General features: G+C 41.1%; 13 protein-coding genes and 1 tRNA gene. 8 read left to right on the forward strand and 6 right to left on the reverse strand.

The annotated features are described in order from the left end of the window. Positions 1 to 16 precede the first annotated feature (16 nt). Together NQT65_RS10870 and NQT65_RS10875 are read right to left on the reverse strand one after the other, a co-directional pair. The gene (locus tag NQT65_RS10870; RefSeq protein ID WP_054982750.1) at positions 17 to 331 is read right to left on the reverse strand and encodes a helix-turn-helix transcriptional regulator; all 315 of its coding nucleotides are present in this window, start codon (positions 329 to 331) and stop codon (positions 17 to 19) included. A gap of 1 nt (position 332) precedes the next feature. Then, the gene (locus NQT65_RS10875) at positions 333 to 737 is read right to left on the reverse strand and encodes a hypothetical protein (protein ID WP_029773890.1); all 405 of its coding nucleotides are present in this window, start codon (positions 735 to 737) and stop codon (positions 333 to 335) included. Between the two features lie 299 nt (positions 738 to 1,036). Here NQT65_RS10875 and NQT65_RS10880 point away from each other — a divergent pair, with 299 nt between their 5' ends. The 3 genes from NQT65_RS10880 to NQT65_RS10890 all read left to right on the forward strand — a co-directional run bounded on the left by NQT65_RS10880 (position 1,037) and on the right by NQT65_RS10890 (position 3,632). Continuing rightward, complete coding sequence (locus NQT65_RS10880; protein ID WP_256851177.1) at positions 1,037 to 1,966, forward strand: diguanylate cyclase; 930 nt, start codon at positions 1,037 to 1,039, stop codon at positions 1,964 to 1,966. A 124-nt stretch (positions 1,967 to 2,090) separates the two neighbouring features. Further along, positions 2,091 to 2,909 (forward strand): serine O-acetyltransferase, encoded by an 819-nt coding sequence (gene cysE / locus NQT65_RS10885; RefSeq protein WP_004586131.1) that lies wholly within the window; start codon positions 2,091 to 2,093, stop codon positions 2,907 to 2,909. A 42-nt stretch (positions 2,910 to 2,951) separates the two neighbouring features. Further along, positions 2,952 to 3,632: a hypothetical protein gene (locus NQT65_RS10890; RefSeq protein ID WP_256851178.1), complete on the forward strand. Its 681-nt coding sequence runs from the start codon at positions 2,952 to 2,954 to the stop codon at positions 3,630 to 3,632. Positions 3,633 to 3,643: 11 nt separating this feature from the next. Here the strand turns inward: NQT65_RS10890 and xseA are convergent, their stop codons facing one another. Next, entirely contained in the window at positions 3,644 to 4,975 is a 1,332-nt protein-coding gene (gene xseA / locus NQT65_RS10895) for an exodeoxyribonuclease VII large subunit (protein WP_064385295.1), read from the reverse strand. A 146-nt stretch (positions 4,976 to 5,121) separates the two neighbouring features. Here xseA and guaB point away from each other — a divergent pair, with 146 nt between their 5' ends. Further along, entirely contained in the window at positions 5,122 to 6,591 is a 1,470-nt protein-coding gene (gene guaB / locus NQT65_RS10900; RefSeq protein ID WP_256851179.1) for an IMP dehydrogenase, read from the forward strand. Positions 6,592 to 6,687: 96 nt separating this feature from the next. Next, complete coding sequence (guaA, locus tag NQT65_RS10905; RefSeq protein ID WP_256851180.1) at positions 6,688 to 8,265, forward strand: glutamine-hydrolyzing GMP synthase; 1,578 nt, start codon at positions 6,688 to 6,690, stop codon at positions 8,263 to 8,265. Between the two features lie 153 nt (positions 8,266 to 8,418). On the opposite strand, the gene NQT65_RS10910 is transcribed toward guaA, so the two are convergent. Beyond that, positions 8,419 to 10,017: a BCCT family transporter gene (locus NQT65_RS10910; protein ID WP_256851181.1), complete on the reverse strand. Its 1,599-nt coding sequence runs from the start codon at positions 10,015 to 10,017 to the stop codon at positions 8,419 to 8,421. 543 nt (positions 10,018 to 10,560) lie between these two features. Between NQT65_RS10910 and NQT65_RS10915 the strand changes: the two genes are divergently transcribed. The 3 genes from NQT65_RS10915 to rimI all read left to right on the forward strand — a co-directional run bounded on the left by NQT65_RS10915 (position 10,561) and on the right by rimI (position 11,461). After that, positions 10,561 to 10,637: transfer RNA gene (locus tag NQT65_RS10915), tRNA-Trp, on the forward strand. 64 nt (positions 10,638 to 10,701) lie between these two features. Further along, the gene (locus tag NQT65_RS10920) at positions 10,702 to 11,007 is read left to right on the forward strand and encodes a BRCT domain-containing protein (protein WP_138684472.1); all 306 of its coding nucleotides are present in this window, start codon (positions 10,702 to 10,704) and stop codon (positions 11,005 to 11,007) included. After that, positions 10,994 to 11,461 carry a ribosomal protein S18-alanine N-acetyltransferase gene (rimI, locus tag NQT65_RS10925; RefSeq protein WP_256851182.1) on the forward strand — a complete coding sequence of 156 codons (468 nt, stop codon included), beginning with the start codon at positions 10,994 to 10,996 and terminating at the stop codon, positions 11,459 to 11,461. Before NQT65_RS10920 ends, rimI begins: the two co-directional genes overlap by 14 nt. A 48-nt stretch (positions 11,462 to 11,509) precedes the next feature. On the opposite strand, the gene NQT65_RS10930 is transcribed toward rimI, so the two are convergent. After that, a complete protein-coding gene (locus tag NQT65_RS10930; protein ID WP_256851183.1) occupies positions 11,510 to 14,182 on the reverse strand; it encodes an ATP-binding protein in 2,673 nt (890 codons plus the stop codon). A 428-nt stretch (positions 14,183 to 14,610) separates the two neighbouring features. Continuing rightward, positions 14,611 to 15,279, reverse strand: coding sequence for a TetR/AcrR family transcriptional regulator (locus tag NQT65_RS10935; protein WP_256851184.1), 669 nt, complete (start codon positions 15,277 to 15,279; stop codon positions 14,611 to 14,613). Between the last annotated feature and the right edge of the window lie 12 nt (positions 15,280 to 15,291).

Consider the following 15,291-nt stretch of genomic DNA (forward strand, 5'->3'; position numbering starts at 1 on the left):
CTATTAAAACGTAATATTAGTTAGTCGCTAAAAGCACTGAGCCTGCGCCTAGAGCAAAGCTTATTAAGGAGCTAATAACCACTCCCGCTAAAAAGCTTTTAGTTGGCGTACTTTTAACGTCATTATTTATAGGCTCATCAAGTTTAATTAGCTCGCCTTGGCGTACTTCAAGTACCGCGCAAAGCGCCATAGTGGTTTCTTTAGAAGCGGCGCCTTCTTTTTCTACCCGTTGAATGGTCCGCAAACTTACATCGCAGGCATCTGCGAGTTGTTGCTGCGTCCAATCTAACTTACTTCTAAGCGATTTAACTGTTGTAGGATTTAATTGCACGTTAAAGCTTCCCTACAAATAGCTCAACAATAGTTGCCGTTGTATAGCCAAACACCGCCCCACCTAATGTACAGCCAGCAAGAAAAAATGCTGCCTTTTTAGGATCGTCTGAAAGACTACTTTGAACTTGTTTGGCTATCACACTGCTATTTTTATAAAGAGTGCACTCCAGACGTCCTGTAAGTATATTAAGCATGTCAAATTTTACTTGGTACTGTGAGCCCTCAAAAGCAAAAGAGTGTGTGCTTGCACAGTAGATATTTCGTTTTTTACTGAATAGGTCATCGTTTACAAATACTTCTTCTTTACCAGTGAAGTAGCTTCCAAAACAGGCTATTTGATTGTCACCATCTTGAAAGTAAAATTTATAACCAAGCTTTTTTGTATTCAATATATCGTTTTTCATCACCGTTATCCTTGTTGAGTTGATGATGCTAATTTAGCGTTTGTTTTTATTTTTTACGCCGTCAGTAGTATGCCAGTAGCTAGTTTGGCATATGACAGTAACCCTGTCATGCTGCTTTAGTATCTGATTTTTAATGTAAAAGTAAAATTTTTATATTTTTTATAGACTATTTAGCTGTCATACGGAGTATTACTTCACATTAATAAATTATGCAAATAGCGTGAAGTAAAGTAACAATATTGTGTTAGAGAATTGTTATTGATTATACTGATTAACAACAAAGCTAAAATGGAAAGCTCGTGATTGACGATAAAGCGTTTTTTAAGTTGGTACTAGATACCACGCCCGACCAAGTAGTGGTTATTAATTCTAACGGCGACATAGTTTATATAAACCGAAGCTGGCAAAACTTTGGTGAGCAAAACGACTGTGTTTGCTGTGATATGTGGGAGCAGCAAAATTACTTAGCAGAGTGTGAAAAAGCTGCTAAAAAAGGAGATAGCTTTGGTTTAAAGGCATTTAACGGCATTAAATCAGTTATTTCGGGGGCTAATGACGACTTCTATTTAGAATATCCATGCCATAGTGAAGATGAAAAACGTTGGTTTATGATGCGAGTAGTGTCGTTTAGCCATACAGATAAAGCGTATTACGCTATTAGCCATCAAAATATTACCGAGCGTAAACTGGCTGAAGAGCAAGTACAAAAACTTGCCGCTATTGATGGCTTAACTGATATTGCTAACCGAGGCTTTTTTGATACCTTTTTAGAGCAAGAATGGAATCGTTGTCAGCGTTTAGGTATGCCGCTTTCGTTGGCTATTATTGATATAGATGATTTTAAATTACTCAATGATACTTACGGCCACCAACAAGGCGATACATGCTTAAAAAGGGTGGCTAAAGTACTCAATGAATTTACTAAACGCCCAGGTGATTTATGTGCCCGTTTTGGTGGTGAAGAGTTTGTATTAGTGTATGGAAATACAAACTCAGATCAGGCCTTGTTAGTATTGAACGATATTTTAGAAAAATTAAAACAGTTAAACATTGAAAATAAACACTCATTACCCAGCCAAACCCTTACAGTGAGTGTAGGCCTCACTACTATTACACCCAGTAGTGACTTTACCTGTGCGTATTTAATCAAAGAAGCAGACGATTTACTTTATAAAGCAAAAGATAAAGGAAAAGATGCTTTGTGTGTGAGTGATTTAGCACTCATATAATTTTTTTACTCTTAGTTATACCTAATAACCAGAACAAATAACTAAGGCGTTAACACCTTAGGCTTTAAATCCGTTAAACTTAGGAAAAGGCTCTTTTTATATCAATTTAAGGCAGTGTAGTATTATGCGTCATGAAATTTGGCAACAGCTTCGTAGTGAAGCTAATGAAGTTGTAACTCGCGAACCCCTTTTAGCAAGTCATGTGTATTCATGCATTTTAAATCATGAGTGTTTAGGTTCGGCGTTAAGCTTTATTGTTGCTAATAAGTTGGCGGATGCTGTTGTATCGGCTTTTACAATACGTGAGTTATTCGACCAAGCGTTTGTAAAGTGCGACCGTATGCTTACTTATGTGGCCGAAGATATTAAAGCCGTTAAAGACAGAGACCCAGCAGCCGAAACCTACCTTACGGTTATTTTAAACTTAAAAGGGTTTCATGCTATTCAAGCGCATCGTTTAGCTAACTGCTTGTGGCAGCAAAACCGTAAAGAGCTTGCTCGTTTTATTCAAAGCCGAACCTCAGAAGTGTTTGGGGTTGATATTCACCCTGCGTGTCAGGTTGGTAAAGGGATAATGTTTGACCACGCCACCGGTATTGTTATTGGTGAAACGGCGGTAATTGAAGATAACGTATCAATACTGCAATCGGTCACGCTTGGTGGTACGGGTAACGAGCAGGGCGACCGTCATCCTAAAATTAGAGCCGGTGTGCTTATTGGTGCAGGCGCTAAAGTGCTGGGTAATATTGAAGTAGGCGAGGGCGCACGTATTGGCGCAGGTTCAGTTGTTTTAACCGCAGTACCGCCACATACCACCGCTGTAGGCGTACCGGCTAAAATTATTGGCAGACCGGATTGTCCGTGTCCGGCGCAAAGTATGAACCAAAACTTTTTAACCACACCAGAGCCTGAAAACGAATCACACACCAGCGCCATGCTGTAATAGCAGCCTGTATAAATAAAAATAATTTTAAAAGGAATTAAAATGAACAAAAATAGCTTATTAACACTAGGGATAGGATTTATTGCGGGTGTAGGTTTAACGTGGAGCTACTTTAATTTATCTTCAAGTGACGCAAACCCCGCAAAGTTACAACATGCTGATACAAAGCAGCAGGCACCTTTTGTTCAGCCAGTTAAAAGCAGTGAAGCAACAGCAAAGCGTGTTGTACCCGCTGCCCCTGAACAAAGCGCTCGTATAGAGCAAAAAGATAATCCCCCTAAACCAGATCAACAACCGCTAGATGAGCTTCCTTTAGAAGAGCAAGTATCGCACCTTAAACAGCAATTAGCAGCGCAAAAAGCCTTGATGAAAAACGCGGCGCAGCAGCTGCGTGACCCCTCTGATGCGCAAGCCGTTTTGCAAGCGCAATTTGATGAGCAAATACGTAATGAAGAGTGGGCTTATCAAACAGAAATAGCTTTACAAGATTTTTTACTTACCTCTGATCTAAGCTCTATCCCAGAGATTGTTAGTGCAGCGTGTAAAACCACCGTATGTAAATTTGAACTTGCTGCACCTACTGATAACGACTCGTTTGATCATACCCAATGGCGAGAGCTAAACGATAAGTTAATGAAGCAAGAGTTTTGGTTGCAATTTAAAAGAACAACCTCAACGTCAAGCGACACCGAACTAACCTTACTAATGGCCACAGAACTTTAACTGAAAGAGCTTTACAACACCGTTGATTTTATAGCGCCATCGGCCAGCTCTGTAATTAGCACGTCACCCGTTTTAATGTGATCTACCGATTTAACCACTTTGCCTTGTTGGGTTTTGGTTATGCTGTAACCGCGCGCTAAAACATTAAGTGGGCTTACCGAGTCGAGCCTACTCGCTTGCAGCGCTAAGCTATTTTGCGCGTGTTGCAACTTGTGCTGCATTGCTTGCTCAAGCCGAGTTTGTATCTGCATAAGCTGATGGCTGGCCTGTGATAGCTTTTTATCAGGCGATTGACGCATTAAACGCGGGGTTAAATTATTAAGCGTGCGCTCTTGTTGGTAAAGGCGATTGCGCATGCCTTGTTGTAAGGCAATAGTTAACTCATCTAATCGCTGCGCTTTTTGATTAAGTTGATTGCGCGGATGACACAAGTTAAGCCGATGCTGTAACTGTGTTGCTAGTGCGCGCTTATCGGCCATATCGTGTTTAAAGGCATTATTTAACCGGTTAATGAGCTCAATAACCTTACTATGTAGCTCTTGCGTGTTAGGGCTGACAAGCTCAGCGGCTGCTGAAGGCGTTGCTGCGCGTACATCGGCTACGTAGTCACTGATGGTTGTGTCTATTTCGTGGCCTACCGCACTGACTATGGGTAATTCACTTTGATAAATAGCACGCGCAAGCTGCTCATGGTTAAAGCACCATAAATCTTCTAACGAGCCACCGCCTCGCCCTACAATAAGTACGTCGACCTCATTGCGTGCATTGGCTAACTGTATTTGGTTAATTAAGTGCACATGGGCTTCTTTGCCTTGCACCATGGCTGGGTAAATAATGACTTCTAATTGCGGTGCGCGGCGTTTAAGTACGGTTAATATATCTTTTATAGCAGCGCCCGTTGCTGAGGTTATTACACCTACACGGTTTATATTTTGCGGCAGTGGTTTTTTATAGGCCGAACTAAACAACCCCTCAGCGGCTAGGCGCATTTTTAATGCATCAAACTCTTGTTTAAGCTGGCCTTCACCGGCAGGTTCCATATGCTCAACAATAAGCTGATAATCACCGCGTGGTTCGTAAAGTGAAACACGGGCTCTTACTGTTACTTGTGCGCCGTTTTCGGGGCGGTAACTTTGAGAGCGGTTATTGCCGCGCCACATAGCCGCTTTAATTTGTGCTTTTTCATCTTTTAACGAGAAGTACCAGTGCCCAGAAGCAGGGGTAATAAAGTTAGAAATTTCGCCTGTTAAAATTAGCGATGCAAAGCCCTGCTCAAGAACTGTACGAATCTCTCTGTTAAGGCGCGATACGGTGTAAACCGTTTGCGAAGGCTTCGAAAACATAAAAAACAACCTAAAACTATTATGAGGCAAGTTATAAGGCAAGTTTATCATAAATATTTGCGAAATATTATTTACGAATGCCCACAACGCTGTTAAAATTTGGCCGCAATTCCTTATCTTAGATCCACATGTGAGAAGTTGCCAAAATGCTTAGAATCGCTAAAGAAGCTCTTACCTTTGATGACGTACTTTTAGTACCTGGTCATTCTACTGTTTTGCCACACATGGCAAATATTTCAACTCGCTTAACGCGTGGTATCAAACTTAACTTGCCGCTTATTTCAGCATCTATGGATACTGTTACAGAAGCTCGTTTAGCTATTGCCCTCGCGCAGGAAGGTGGTCTTGGTTTTATCCATAAAAACATGACCATTGAAGAACAAGCGAGAAACGTACGTAAAGTTAAAACCTACGAAGCAGGTATTGTGTCATTCCCTGTTACTGTGTCTGCCGATTTAACCATTGCAGATGCGACGCTTCTTTCGCAAGAAAAAGGGTTCTCGGGATTCCCGGTTACTGATAGCGAAAATAACCTACTAGGTATTGTTACTGGTCGTGACATGCGTTTTGAAACGAAGCTTGAACAGCCTGTTTCTAGCGTTATGACTAAAAAAGACAAACTGGTAACGGTTCAAGAAGGCGCATCGCGCGAAGAAATTTTAGGTTTAATGCACGAACACCGCATTGAAAAAATCTTAGTGGTTGATGATGCGTTTAAACTAAAAGGCATGATCACCGTAAAAGATTACCAAAAAGCGCAAGACAAACCACATGCATGTAAAGACGAGTTAGGTCGTTTACGTGTAGGTGCTGCAGTTGGTGTTGGCGCAGGTACTGATGAGCGAATTGCTGCATTAGTAGAGGCGGGTGTTGATGTTTTACTTATCGATACTTCACACGGCCACTCACAAGGCGTTATTGACCGTGTTTCTCAAACTCGTGAAACTTACCCAGATTTACAAATTATTGCCGGTAACGTGGCTACAGCCGAAGGCGCAATTGCCCTTGCTGATGCAGGTGTGGATGCGGTTAAAGTAGGTATTGGCCCAGGTTCCATTTGTACTACGCGTATTGTTACAGGTTGTGGTGTGCCACAAATTACGGCTATTTCTGATGCGGTAGATGGCTTACAAGGGCGTGACATTCCAGTTATTGCTGATGGCGGTATTCGTTTTTCTGGCGATATTGTTAAAGCATTGGTTGCGGGTGCATCGTGTGTAATGGTGGGCTCAATGCTTGCTGGTACAGAAGAAGCGCCAGGCGAAGTTGAACTTTACCAAGGCCGTTACTACAAATCTTACCGTGGTATGGGCTCATTAGGTGCGATGGATCAAAAAGAAGGTTCGTCGGATCGTTACTTCCAAAAATCTAACCAAGCTGACAAATTAGTACCTGAAGGTATTGAAGGTCGCGTCGCTTATAAAGGCCCAATTGCAACGATTATTCATCAGCAAGTGGGTGGCCTTCGTAGCGCAATGGGATTAACGGGTTGTGCCACCATTGAAGAGCTAAATACTAAACCGCAGTTTGTACGTGTTACATCTGCAGGTATGGGTGAGTCGCACGTTCACGATGTGCAAATTACCAAAGAAGCGCCTAACTACCGCTTAGGTTAAACAACACGTTTAAATTACGGGGCTGGAATTACCAGCCCTCTTTTATAGCCACTAAGCAAATTAGTGGAATCTAGCATCTACTTTACGAGATCCTTCATGAGCAAAGATATTCACGATTCACGAATTCTAATTTTAGATTTTGGTTCGCAATACACTCAATTAATCGCGCGTCGTATCCGCGAAATTGGCGTTTACTGTGAGCTGTGGGCATGGGATGTGACCGAAGAGCAAATTCGCGAATTTAATCCACAAGGTATTATTTTATCTGGTGGCCCTGAGTCAACCACACTAGAGAACAGCCCGCGTGCACCTGAATACGTGTTTAACGCTGGCGTGCCAGTGCTGGGTATTTGTTACGGCATGCAAACCATGGCAGCTCAACTTGGCGGCAGTGTACACAGCTCAGATAAAAAAGAGTTTGGTTATGCACAAGTAGAAAAAGTGGGTAACTGTGCATTATTCGATGCAATTGAAGATCATATTACCGATGGCGGCAATGGCGTTTTAGACGTGTGGATGAGCCACGGCGACAAAGTAATGGAAGTGCCGGCAAGCTTTAGCACCACAGCTAAAACACCAACGTGTCCGCATGCTGCTATGTCTAACGAAGAAAAACGTTTTTACGGTGTACAATTTCACCCAGAAGTAACGCACACTCATCAAGGGCAACGTTTATTAGAGCGTTTTGCAACTGATATTTGTGGATGTGAAAAGCTATGGACACCTGCCAAAATTATTGATGATGCTATTGAGCGCATTAAAGAAACCGTTGGCGATGATGAAGTTATTTTAGGCTTATCAGGAGGTGTTGATTCATCTGTTGTAGCAATGCTGATTCACCGTGCAATTGGCGAAAACCTAACATGTGTATTTGTTGATAATGGCTTACTTCGCTTAAACGAAGGTCAGCAAGTTATGGACATGTTTGGCAATAAATTTGGCTTAAACATTGTTAAAGTAGATGCTGAGGAGCAATTTTTAGCTGACCTTGCGGGCAAATCAGATCCAGAAGAAAAACGTAAAGCCATTGGCCATACGTTTATTAATGTATTTGATGAGCAAGCTAAAAAGCTTAAAAATGCGAAGTGGTTAGGTCAAGGGACTATTTACCCAGACGTAATAGAATCAGCCGCTTCAGCGACAGGTAAAGCACACGTAATTAAATCTCACCACAACGTGGGCGGCTTACCAGATGACATGAAAATGGGCTTAGTTGAGCCATTACGTGAATTATTTAAAGATGAAGTACGTAAAATTGGCTTAGAGCTTGGTTTACCGTACGACATGCTTTACCGCCACCCATTCCCAGGGCCTGGTTTAGGTGTACGTGTACTTGGCGAAATTAAAAAAGAGTACTGTGATTTACTACGCCGTGCTGATGCTATCTTTATTGAAGAGCTACACAAAGCTGAGCTTTATCATAAAGTAAGCCAAGCGTTTACTGTATTCTTACCTGTTAAGTCGGTAGGGGTTATGGGCGATGCTCGTAAATATGATTGGGTTGTATCACTGCGTTGTGTTGAAACTATCGACTTTATGACGGCGCGTTGGTCACATTTACCGTATGAGTTTTTAGGTGTGGTTTCTAACCGTATCATTAACGAAATTGACGGTATCTCACGTGTTGTTTACGATATTTCTGGTAAACCACCGGCCACTATTGAGTGGGAATAACACCCGTTTTTACTAATGGTTAATGCCTTTTAGATAGCAAACATAGTTTTGTTATCTAAATAATAAAAAGTCCGCTTACACGGACTTTTTTTATGCCTAAAAACCGTTAGTTCTTGCCCACTAAACTCATTAAGTGAAGTGGGCTAAGTGGGTTTATTTTGCAGGGATTGGTGTAGGTTGATCGGTTTCTGTAAGTAGCCCTTTAACTAGGCTAATACAGCCTAAAATTAAAATAATAGTAAAGGGCAGGGCGGCAATAATAGTAATGTATTGCAATGCTTGAATTGAATCGGTGCCACCAATCCACAGCATTAACATAGCAATAATACTGGCAATAACGGCCCATACTAGCTTTTGCTTTATAGGTACTTCTAGTTTTCCGCCTGATGTAAGGCTATCTATTACAATAGAGCCGGAGTCGAGGGTGGTGACAAAAAAGATAATTATTAACGCTACAGCTAAAAGTGAAAGCAGCGTACCAAATGCATAAGCATCTAGCATATAAAACAAGCTAAGCGTTACATCTGTAATGCCTTGGTTTGCGCCAAGTACCCCAACTTCATTTATAATTTGATCAATCGCAACACCACCAAAAACCGACATCCAAGCAGTGGTTACAAGGGTAGGAATGAGTAATACATACACTAAAAACTCGCGTATGGTGCGCCCTTTTGAAATACGCGCTACAAACATACCAAAGCAAGGTGCGTATGCAACCCACCACGCCCAATAAAACACAGTCCAGCCATGTAGCCACTGCGTATCTTCTCGGCCGGTGCTTGAGCTTAGAGGAATGATATTTTTAACATAACCTATTACGGCTGTGTATGCAGAATCAAGTACCGTGGTAAAGTTTAAAATAAATACCAGCGCTAAAAACACAAAGGCTATGCCCATATTTATATTACTTAGGAGTTTAACGCCACCATCCATACCGCGCACAATAGAGAGGATAGCCAAGCTCATAATTAATAAAATAATGCCTTGTTGTAATAATAAAGAGCTTTTAAAGCCGAGTACGTGGCTAATACCACTGGCAGCTTGTGCCCCGCCTAAGCCTAACGACGTAGCAAGACCAAAAAGGGTTACTAATACCGCCATTACATCGATAACATCACCTAACTTGCCCCATACTCTATCTCCTAAAAGCGGATAAAATATTGAGCGCATAGAAAGCGGTAAGCCTTTGTTGTAAACAAAATAGGCTAGGCATAAAGCGGTCATACCGTAAATTGCCCACGCGTGCAGACCCCAATGGAAAACAGTAGCCCCTAAAGCCATTTCTCGGCCTTGTTCGGTAAAGGCTTCGGCATTGAGAGGCGTGCCAAACCAGTCGGTGTAAAAGGCGGTAGGCTCTGCCACGCCCCAAAAAATAAGGCCAATACCCATGCCTGCAGCAAAGAGCATAGATACCCACGATAAGGTTGAATAGTCTGTAGTTGCTTTATCGCCGCCAAGGCGAATTTTACCCAGCGGTGAAGCGGCAATACCCACTGCAAACAGCAGTAATATATTGGCGCCCCACATAAATACGTAATCAAAATTAGTTAGTGCGGCATTTTTTATTGAGTTAATCGCCTCTTTAGCTTCGTTAGGCGAGAGGGCAAGTAGAGTAATTATAAAAAGTAGAGATAGGCCAATAGAAACAGAAAATACATTAGTATGAATATCCATGCCCCATTTGCTAACGTTATCTTGTCCTACTTGGTAATCGGTTGAATCGATACTGTATTTTTTTGATTTAAACTTCATATAACACGGCGTGAACTACCAGCAACTGCTAATAGTAAAGCTCCTCCATATTTGCATTGTGAATGACCCGCGTAAGTAAGATACATGATGAAATATGCAATTAGGTGGTAAGGCGCGGATCCCCTAGACGCTAAATTGTATCATAAATGCTGCCAATGTTATTGACTTGTTTATGTATACAGCAACTCAACCAAGCTAAACCGGTATAAAAAATAACTAGCAGCAAGTGTAAATACACCATGCTAGCTAAAGTATTTAACACTTAAGAAAGAATTTACAGCATAGCGTTTGGGCTAAGCGAAGGCAGAAACAGTACCGCGGTTATTAAGCTCGCACGTTTTTAAAGCACATACTGCAGTTTTAATTACGCTAAGCTGAGCAGCATTTATTTTTTAAAGGTAAGGGCTGTTAAAGCTAAAGTGGCTTTACAGCGCTATTTAGCTTGCTAATTCAGCGTTTTGTATAATTAAAAAGCAGTTAAACTAAAAAGTTAATTTTTTACTTTACCTTTTCTAAAAGGTCTCTATAATTCGTCGACATTGCAGGGGCGTAGTTCCAATTGGTAGAACAGCGGTCTCCAAAACCGACGGTTGGGAGTTCGAATCTCTCCGCCCCTGCCATTTCTTCTTTACATCGTTTTTATTACTTCATATATTGTTCTAGTGTTTAATCTACTGAGTTGTTATGCATCCACGTTACGCAGCTATTTTTGGTATAGAAAACCTTGAACTAAATCAGCATTATCGTCCTAAAAATACTGACCCTACTTTAGCCGTTTCACAAAGCACTCCAGCTGAGCCTTTAGTGCTGAGCAAGCAGTTATTAAGTGATATACGTTTAAGTGCACCTTCTTTAACAATTAATCATGTTTTAAAAGGGGCTGACATACAGTTAACCGGCGATAAGCTTACACTACCAACCTCACAGCTCAGTGCTTCTGATAAGCGCGCTTTATGGGCTTTAATGAGCACACACCTTGATAAACTTTAAACCTGTAAACGAAAGCGCAATAGCACAATTAATGGCTATTGAAACTGCCTGCCACTCTCATCCTTGGTCTCTTAAAACAATGAGCTCTTGCATGGGTGGCCGTTATTTTAATTTAGCGGCGTTTGATGAAAACACCCTAGTAGGTTTTTATATAGGTGAAAAGGCAGGGCCTGACTTTACCCTTATGGATATATGTGTAACGCCCAGTGAGCAAGGTAAAGGCATTGCAAGGCAGTTACTTAGCCAGTTTATTGAATATGGCGAGCAGCAAAATGCTGAAAACCTTTTTTTAGAAGTACGCGAATCAAACGCGCGTGCAATAAAGCTTTACGAACATGCTGGCTTTACGCAAATGTCGGTACGTAAAAACTATTACCCAAGCGATAAGCCCTCTAAAAATGGCTATGAAGACGCCATACTAATGGGTATGGCGCTTAACTTAGGGTTTAGTTGAAGGGTTAAATTAAGCGCTAAATAAACGTTTAAAGTAAAACACGCGCTTTTAGGCTGTTTCTTTACTTTTAGCTATGGTTTGCTCAATAGCATTAATTAAATTTACAATTAATGTGGGGCGCTGCGCTTGGTCATTACTAAGCAGGTTTTCTTCTAGCAGCGCTGCACTGTGGTAAATATCGTCAAAATTAAAACAACCAGCACTGCCTTTTAAGCTATGGGCTACGCTTCGAAGTGCTTCTGCATCGTTACTGGCTTTTAAGCTGTTTACCTTTTGCAGGTAACTTGGCAGGTTAGCCACATAGTTATCGTTAATTTGCTGAAACTTTTCACTTTTTAGTAAACTATCCCACTTGTTTTGATTATCTTTTTCAAGGTTTAAGTAACTAACTAGCACGTTTTCAAGCGCGTCTTTATCAATGGGTTTTGCCAGTGCTTTATCGCAACCTGCCTCAATGTATGTGTCTATATCATGGTTCATTACATTGGCAGTAAGCGCGATAATGGGCCCATCGTAGGCTGCATGACGTAGCATTTTAGTTGCCTCAAGGCCGCCCATTACAGGCATTTGCATATCCATAATAATTAACTGGTAGTCGTTTACTAACGCCATTTCTACTGCTTGTGCACCATTGTTAGCCATATCTGGCTCTAGGCCCCAGGTTTGTAATAGCAGTTTTATAAGTAGCTGGTTATCGGGGTTATCTTCGGCAACTAATATGTTGGCATCAAAACTAGAAGTGGCAAACGACAAGAAAGGGTCTTTTTCTGGAATAAGCTGTGCTTGCTCAGTTAAAAGCTCAAGTGACTGTTTAGGCTCGTTAATATGGCAATCAACGGTAATAGCAAAGCGACTGCCTATGCCAATTTCGCTTTTTAAAGTAACATCGCCACCCAATAACTGCGCTAAGTTTTTAGAAATACATAAACCTAATCCTGTGCCTCCAAAGCGGCGCGTGGTGGTGGCATCGGCTTGTTCAAAAGGTTTAAATATACGCTCTATTTGGTGCTCAGACATACCAATACCGGTGTCTTTAACCACAAATTCAAGCTGCTGCTTACTTTGCAAATAATGCACACAAATTGACACATTGCCTTGCTCGGTAAATTTTACGGCATTGCTGGCTATGTTTATCAAAATTTGTTTTAAGCGCGTCATATCACTATAAATGGTGCGCGGTAATGGCAGCTCGTAATGAATGCTAAACGCCAGTTGTTTTTCGTGTGCTAGCGGTTCAATAATTGATTCGATATCGTGAACCAGCTGTACTACATTAAGGGGGGCTTGCTCTACAGCGAGCTTTTCTGCTTCTATTTTAGATAAATCGAGTATGTTGTTTATTAGCTCTAGTAAGTGTTTAGAATTTCGTAAAATGGTATTTAAATGCTGTTTGTCGTTAACCACTTTATCGTTAATTAATAACTGCTCGGTAAAGCCCATAATGGCCGTTAGTGGGGTGCGAATCTCGTGACTCATATTTGCTAAAAAACGGCTTTTAAGCTGGTTAGCTTGCTCTGCTTGAGCTATGGCAAGTTCAAGCTGGCTGTTCATCGCTTCGAGCGCTTTAGTACGGCTTTCTACTTTGTCTTCTAGGTGGTGCTTATATTCTTCTAGCTGCTCTTGGTAGTGTCTAATTTGGTTAATCATGTGATTAAAATCGTTAAACAACACGCCAACTTCATCATTTGTATGAGCAGGTAAATTTACTGATAAATCACCATCACCTACACGGTGGCTGGCGGCCCCTAAAAGCTCAATTGGGTTTAGCAGTAAATTGCGCACAACCACAAAAATAAGGATAGGCAGGGTGATCACCGAAATTATCACAATTAAGCCTGTGATTAAGCTAATTGCCTTACCCGATTGATAAAGCACACCTTTTGGAATGGTTGATACAAAGTAATAACCGCCACTCATTTGTACGGCAAATATCATTCTTTCTATTTTATCTATGCTCGAAAGCTCAATCGTCGAAAGGGTGCCTACATCGGCTAAATCGTGAACCTGTTCAAGTTCGTGCTCGGTAATATATTGCCCGCGTAAGCTGTAGTCTGAGCTAAATAAAATTTGCCCGTCGTTGGTTAGCAGTAAATTAAGGGTGTTGTTATAAGGCGCCTCTAAAATACTGGTGTTTAATATAGAGGGCTCAACTTGCAATACTATAAAGCCAAGTTGTTGTGGGCGTTTTAAATAGTAATCAACACTTTGTACGCGCTGTACAAAAAATAAGTTGGTGGTGCCGTCGTTGTTTTGCACCATAAATTGTTGTTGGCGCAAATTACTTTGCAGTACTTGCTTAAAAAATGGGTATGACTGCGGTGCGGTTGTTAAATTATTAGAATAATACGCGTCACTTTTACCACTGGCCGAGACTAAGTTAATACTAATTATATCTGGGTAGGCTTCGCTATAACTGGCAAAAACATCCATTAGTGCCCCTAAGCGGCGGGTATAGCTGCCATCAGCATGAATGTCGTTTGATAAAAAATCGTTTAAAACAGGCGAGGTAGACAGTAGTTTTGCTGTTGAATGAAACGCGTCTATGTAGTTGAAAACCTTTTGCTGTTGCTGCTCAACAAAGCGACTCATTATAAGATCAGCCTGTTTTTGTGTTGAGTTGGTTACGTTAGTTAATGTAAAACCACCTAAAAACAACAAGGGTAATATAACAAGCGGGGTTATATACCATAATAATCGAATACTTAACTTACTGGTTTTCATGACCAAACTACTTATCCTCCGTGCAATCTAGCAATGATATGCGTTACGACTTTATTACACAAGAAGCGTAAGCTGATTTGGGTTAATTTAGCGTAAAAAAAGTGTGTATATAATTGGTTTAAATACGGCTAGTGAGCACCTTAAGCGAGATTATCTTTAAGGCGCTATATTTAGCTTTGTTTTAAACAAGTTAGCGCCTGCGCTGCTTGGTTTTTTAATAATATAGCTAACAGTGCAGTATCAATACCTGTCATAAATTGAGCGCAAGGGGCTAACCCGTAGCGCTATTTTTATTATTTATTAGTGTTTAGCATAATGCATTAAAATATGCGTTGTTAGGGCATTGGCATTAAGGGTAATTTAGCCACGTTTAAAATTGATACGTGGCTTTAAAATGCTATTTATTTAAAGTATTACACATTTAAAAATTAGTTCTTTTGAGTGTGTGCCGTACCGTAAGAGCGCACTAAAAAGTTTATTGCTACTTCTACCCAGCGGTCTATATCTTTTTTAAGCACCGGCTGATCGGGGTGAGTTAAGTACATTAAATGTAGCTCACTGCGCATTAAGGCAACAAATAGGTTAGTGGCTTCTTCAATGTTTAATTCTTCAAAATCCAGCTCTTTAGATTCCACTGCCGCTTTTAAATAATTAGAGACCTTGTCTTTTACCACCCGCGGGCCAGAGTTATAAAACATATGACCTAGGGCGGGTAAGCGGGGGGCTTCAGCAACAACAATTCGGTATAGAGCCATGGCCGACGCTGATAGAGCGATTTGTAAATAAGCATGCCCAAGGCGGCGTAAGTTTTCTGTTAAGTTGCCTGGCTTAAACGTTATATTATCGATTGATGCTGTAAATATTTCGCATTCACTTTTAATGACCGCTAAAAATAAAATTTCTTTATTTGCAAAGTGAGCGTAAACCGTCGATTTTGATACGCCTGCCTCACGTTGGATCATGTCGGTGGTTGCACCATTAAAACCATGAATTAAAAATATTTTTCGTGCAGCGTGTAATACCGTTCGTGCTTTTGCACCAAGCTCTAATTCACTTGGAGGCAGAGTGTTTTGGGCATTAGTAAGCGTTTTTGTCATTACATTTCACCT

The sequence above is a fragment of the Pseudoalteromonas agarivorans genome, from assembly GCF_024518735.1.
Taxonomy (GTDB): Bacteria; Pseudomonadota; Gammaproteobacteria; order Enterobacterales; family Alteromonadaceae; genus Pseudoalteromonas; species Pseudoalteromonas atlantica.

Coding starts and splice junctions, on each gene's coding strand:
- guaA (WP_256851180.1), top strand. CDS start 6,688: ATGAGCAAAGATATTCACGATTCACGAATTCTAATTTTAGATTTTGGT.
- xseA (WP_064385295.1), bottom strand. CDS start 4,975: ATGTTTTCGAAGCCTTCGCAAACGGTTTACACCGTATCGCGCCTTAAC.
- NQT65_RS10910 (WP_256851181.1), bottom strand. CDS start 10,017: ATGAAGTTTAAATCAAAAAAATACAGTATCGATTCAACCGATTACCAA.
- NQT65_RS10935 (WP_256851184.1), bottom strand. CDS start 15,279: ATGACAAAAACGCTTACTAATGCCCAAAACACTCTGCCTCCAAGTGAA.
- NQT65_RS10920 (WP_138684472.1), top strand. CDS start 10,702: ATGCATCCACGTTACGCAGCTATTTTTGGTATAGAAAACCTTGAACTA.
- NQT65_RS10930 (WP_256851183.1), bottom strand. CDS start 14,182: ATGAAAACCAGTAAGTTAAGTATTCGATTATTATGGTATATAACCCCG.
- NQT65_RS10875 (WP_029773890.1), bottom strand. CDS start 737: ATGAAAAACGATATATTGAATACAAAAAAGCTTGGTTATAAATTTTAC.
- NQT65_RS10890 (WP_256851178.1), top strand. CDS start 2,952: ATGAACAAAAATAGCTTATTAACACTAGGGATAGGATTTATTGCGGGT.
- guaB (WP_256851179.1), top strand. CDS start 5,122: ATGCTTAGAATCGCTAAAGAAGCTCTTACCTTTGATGACGTACTTTTA.
- cysE (WP_004586131.1), top strand. CDS start 2,091: ATGCGTCATGAAATTTGGCAACAGCTTCGTAGTGAAGCTAATGAAGTT.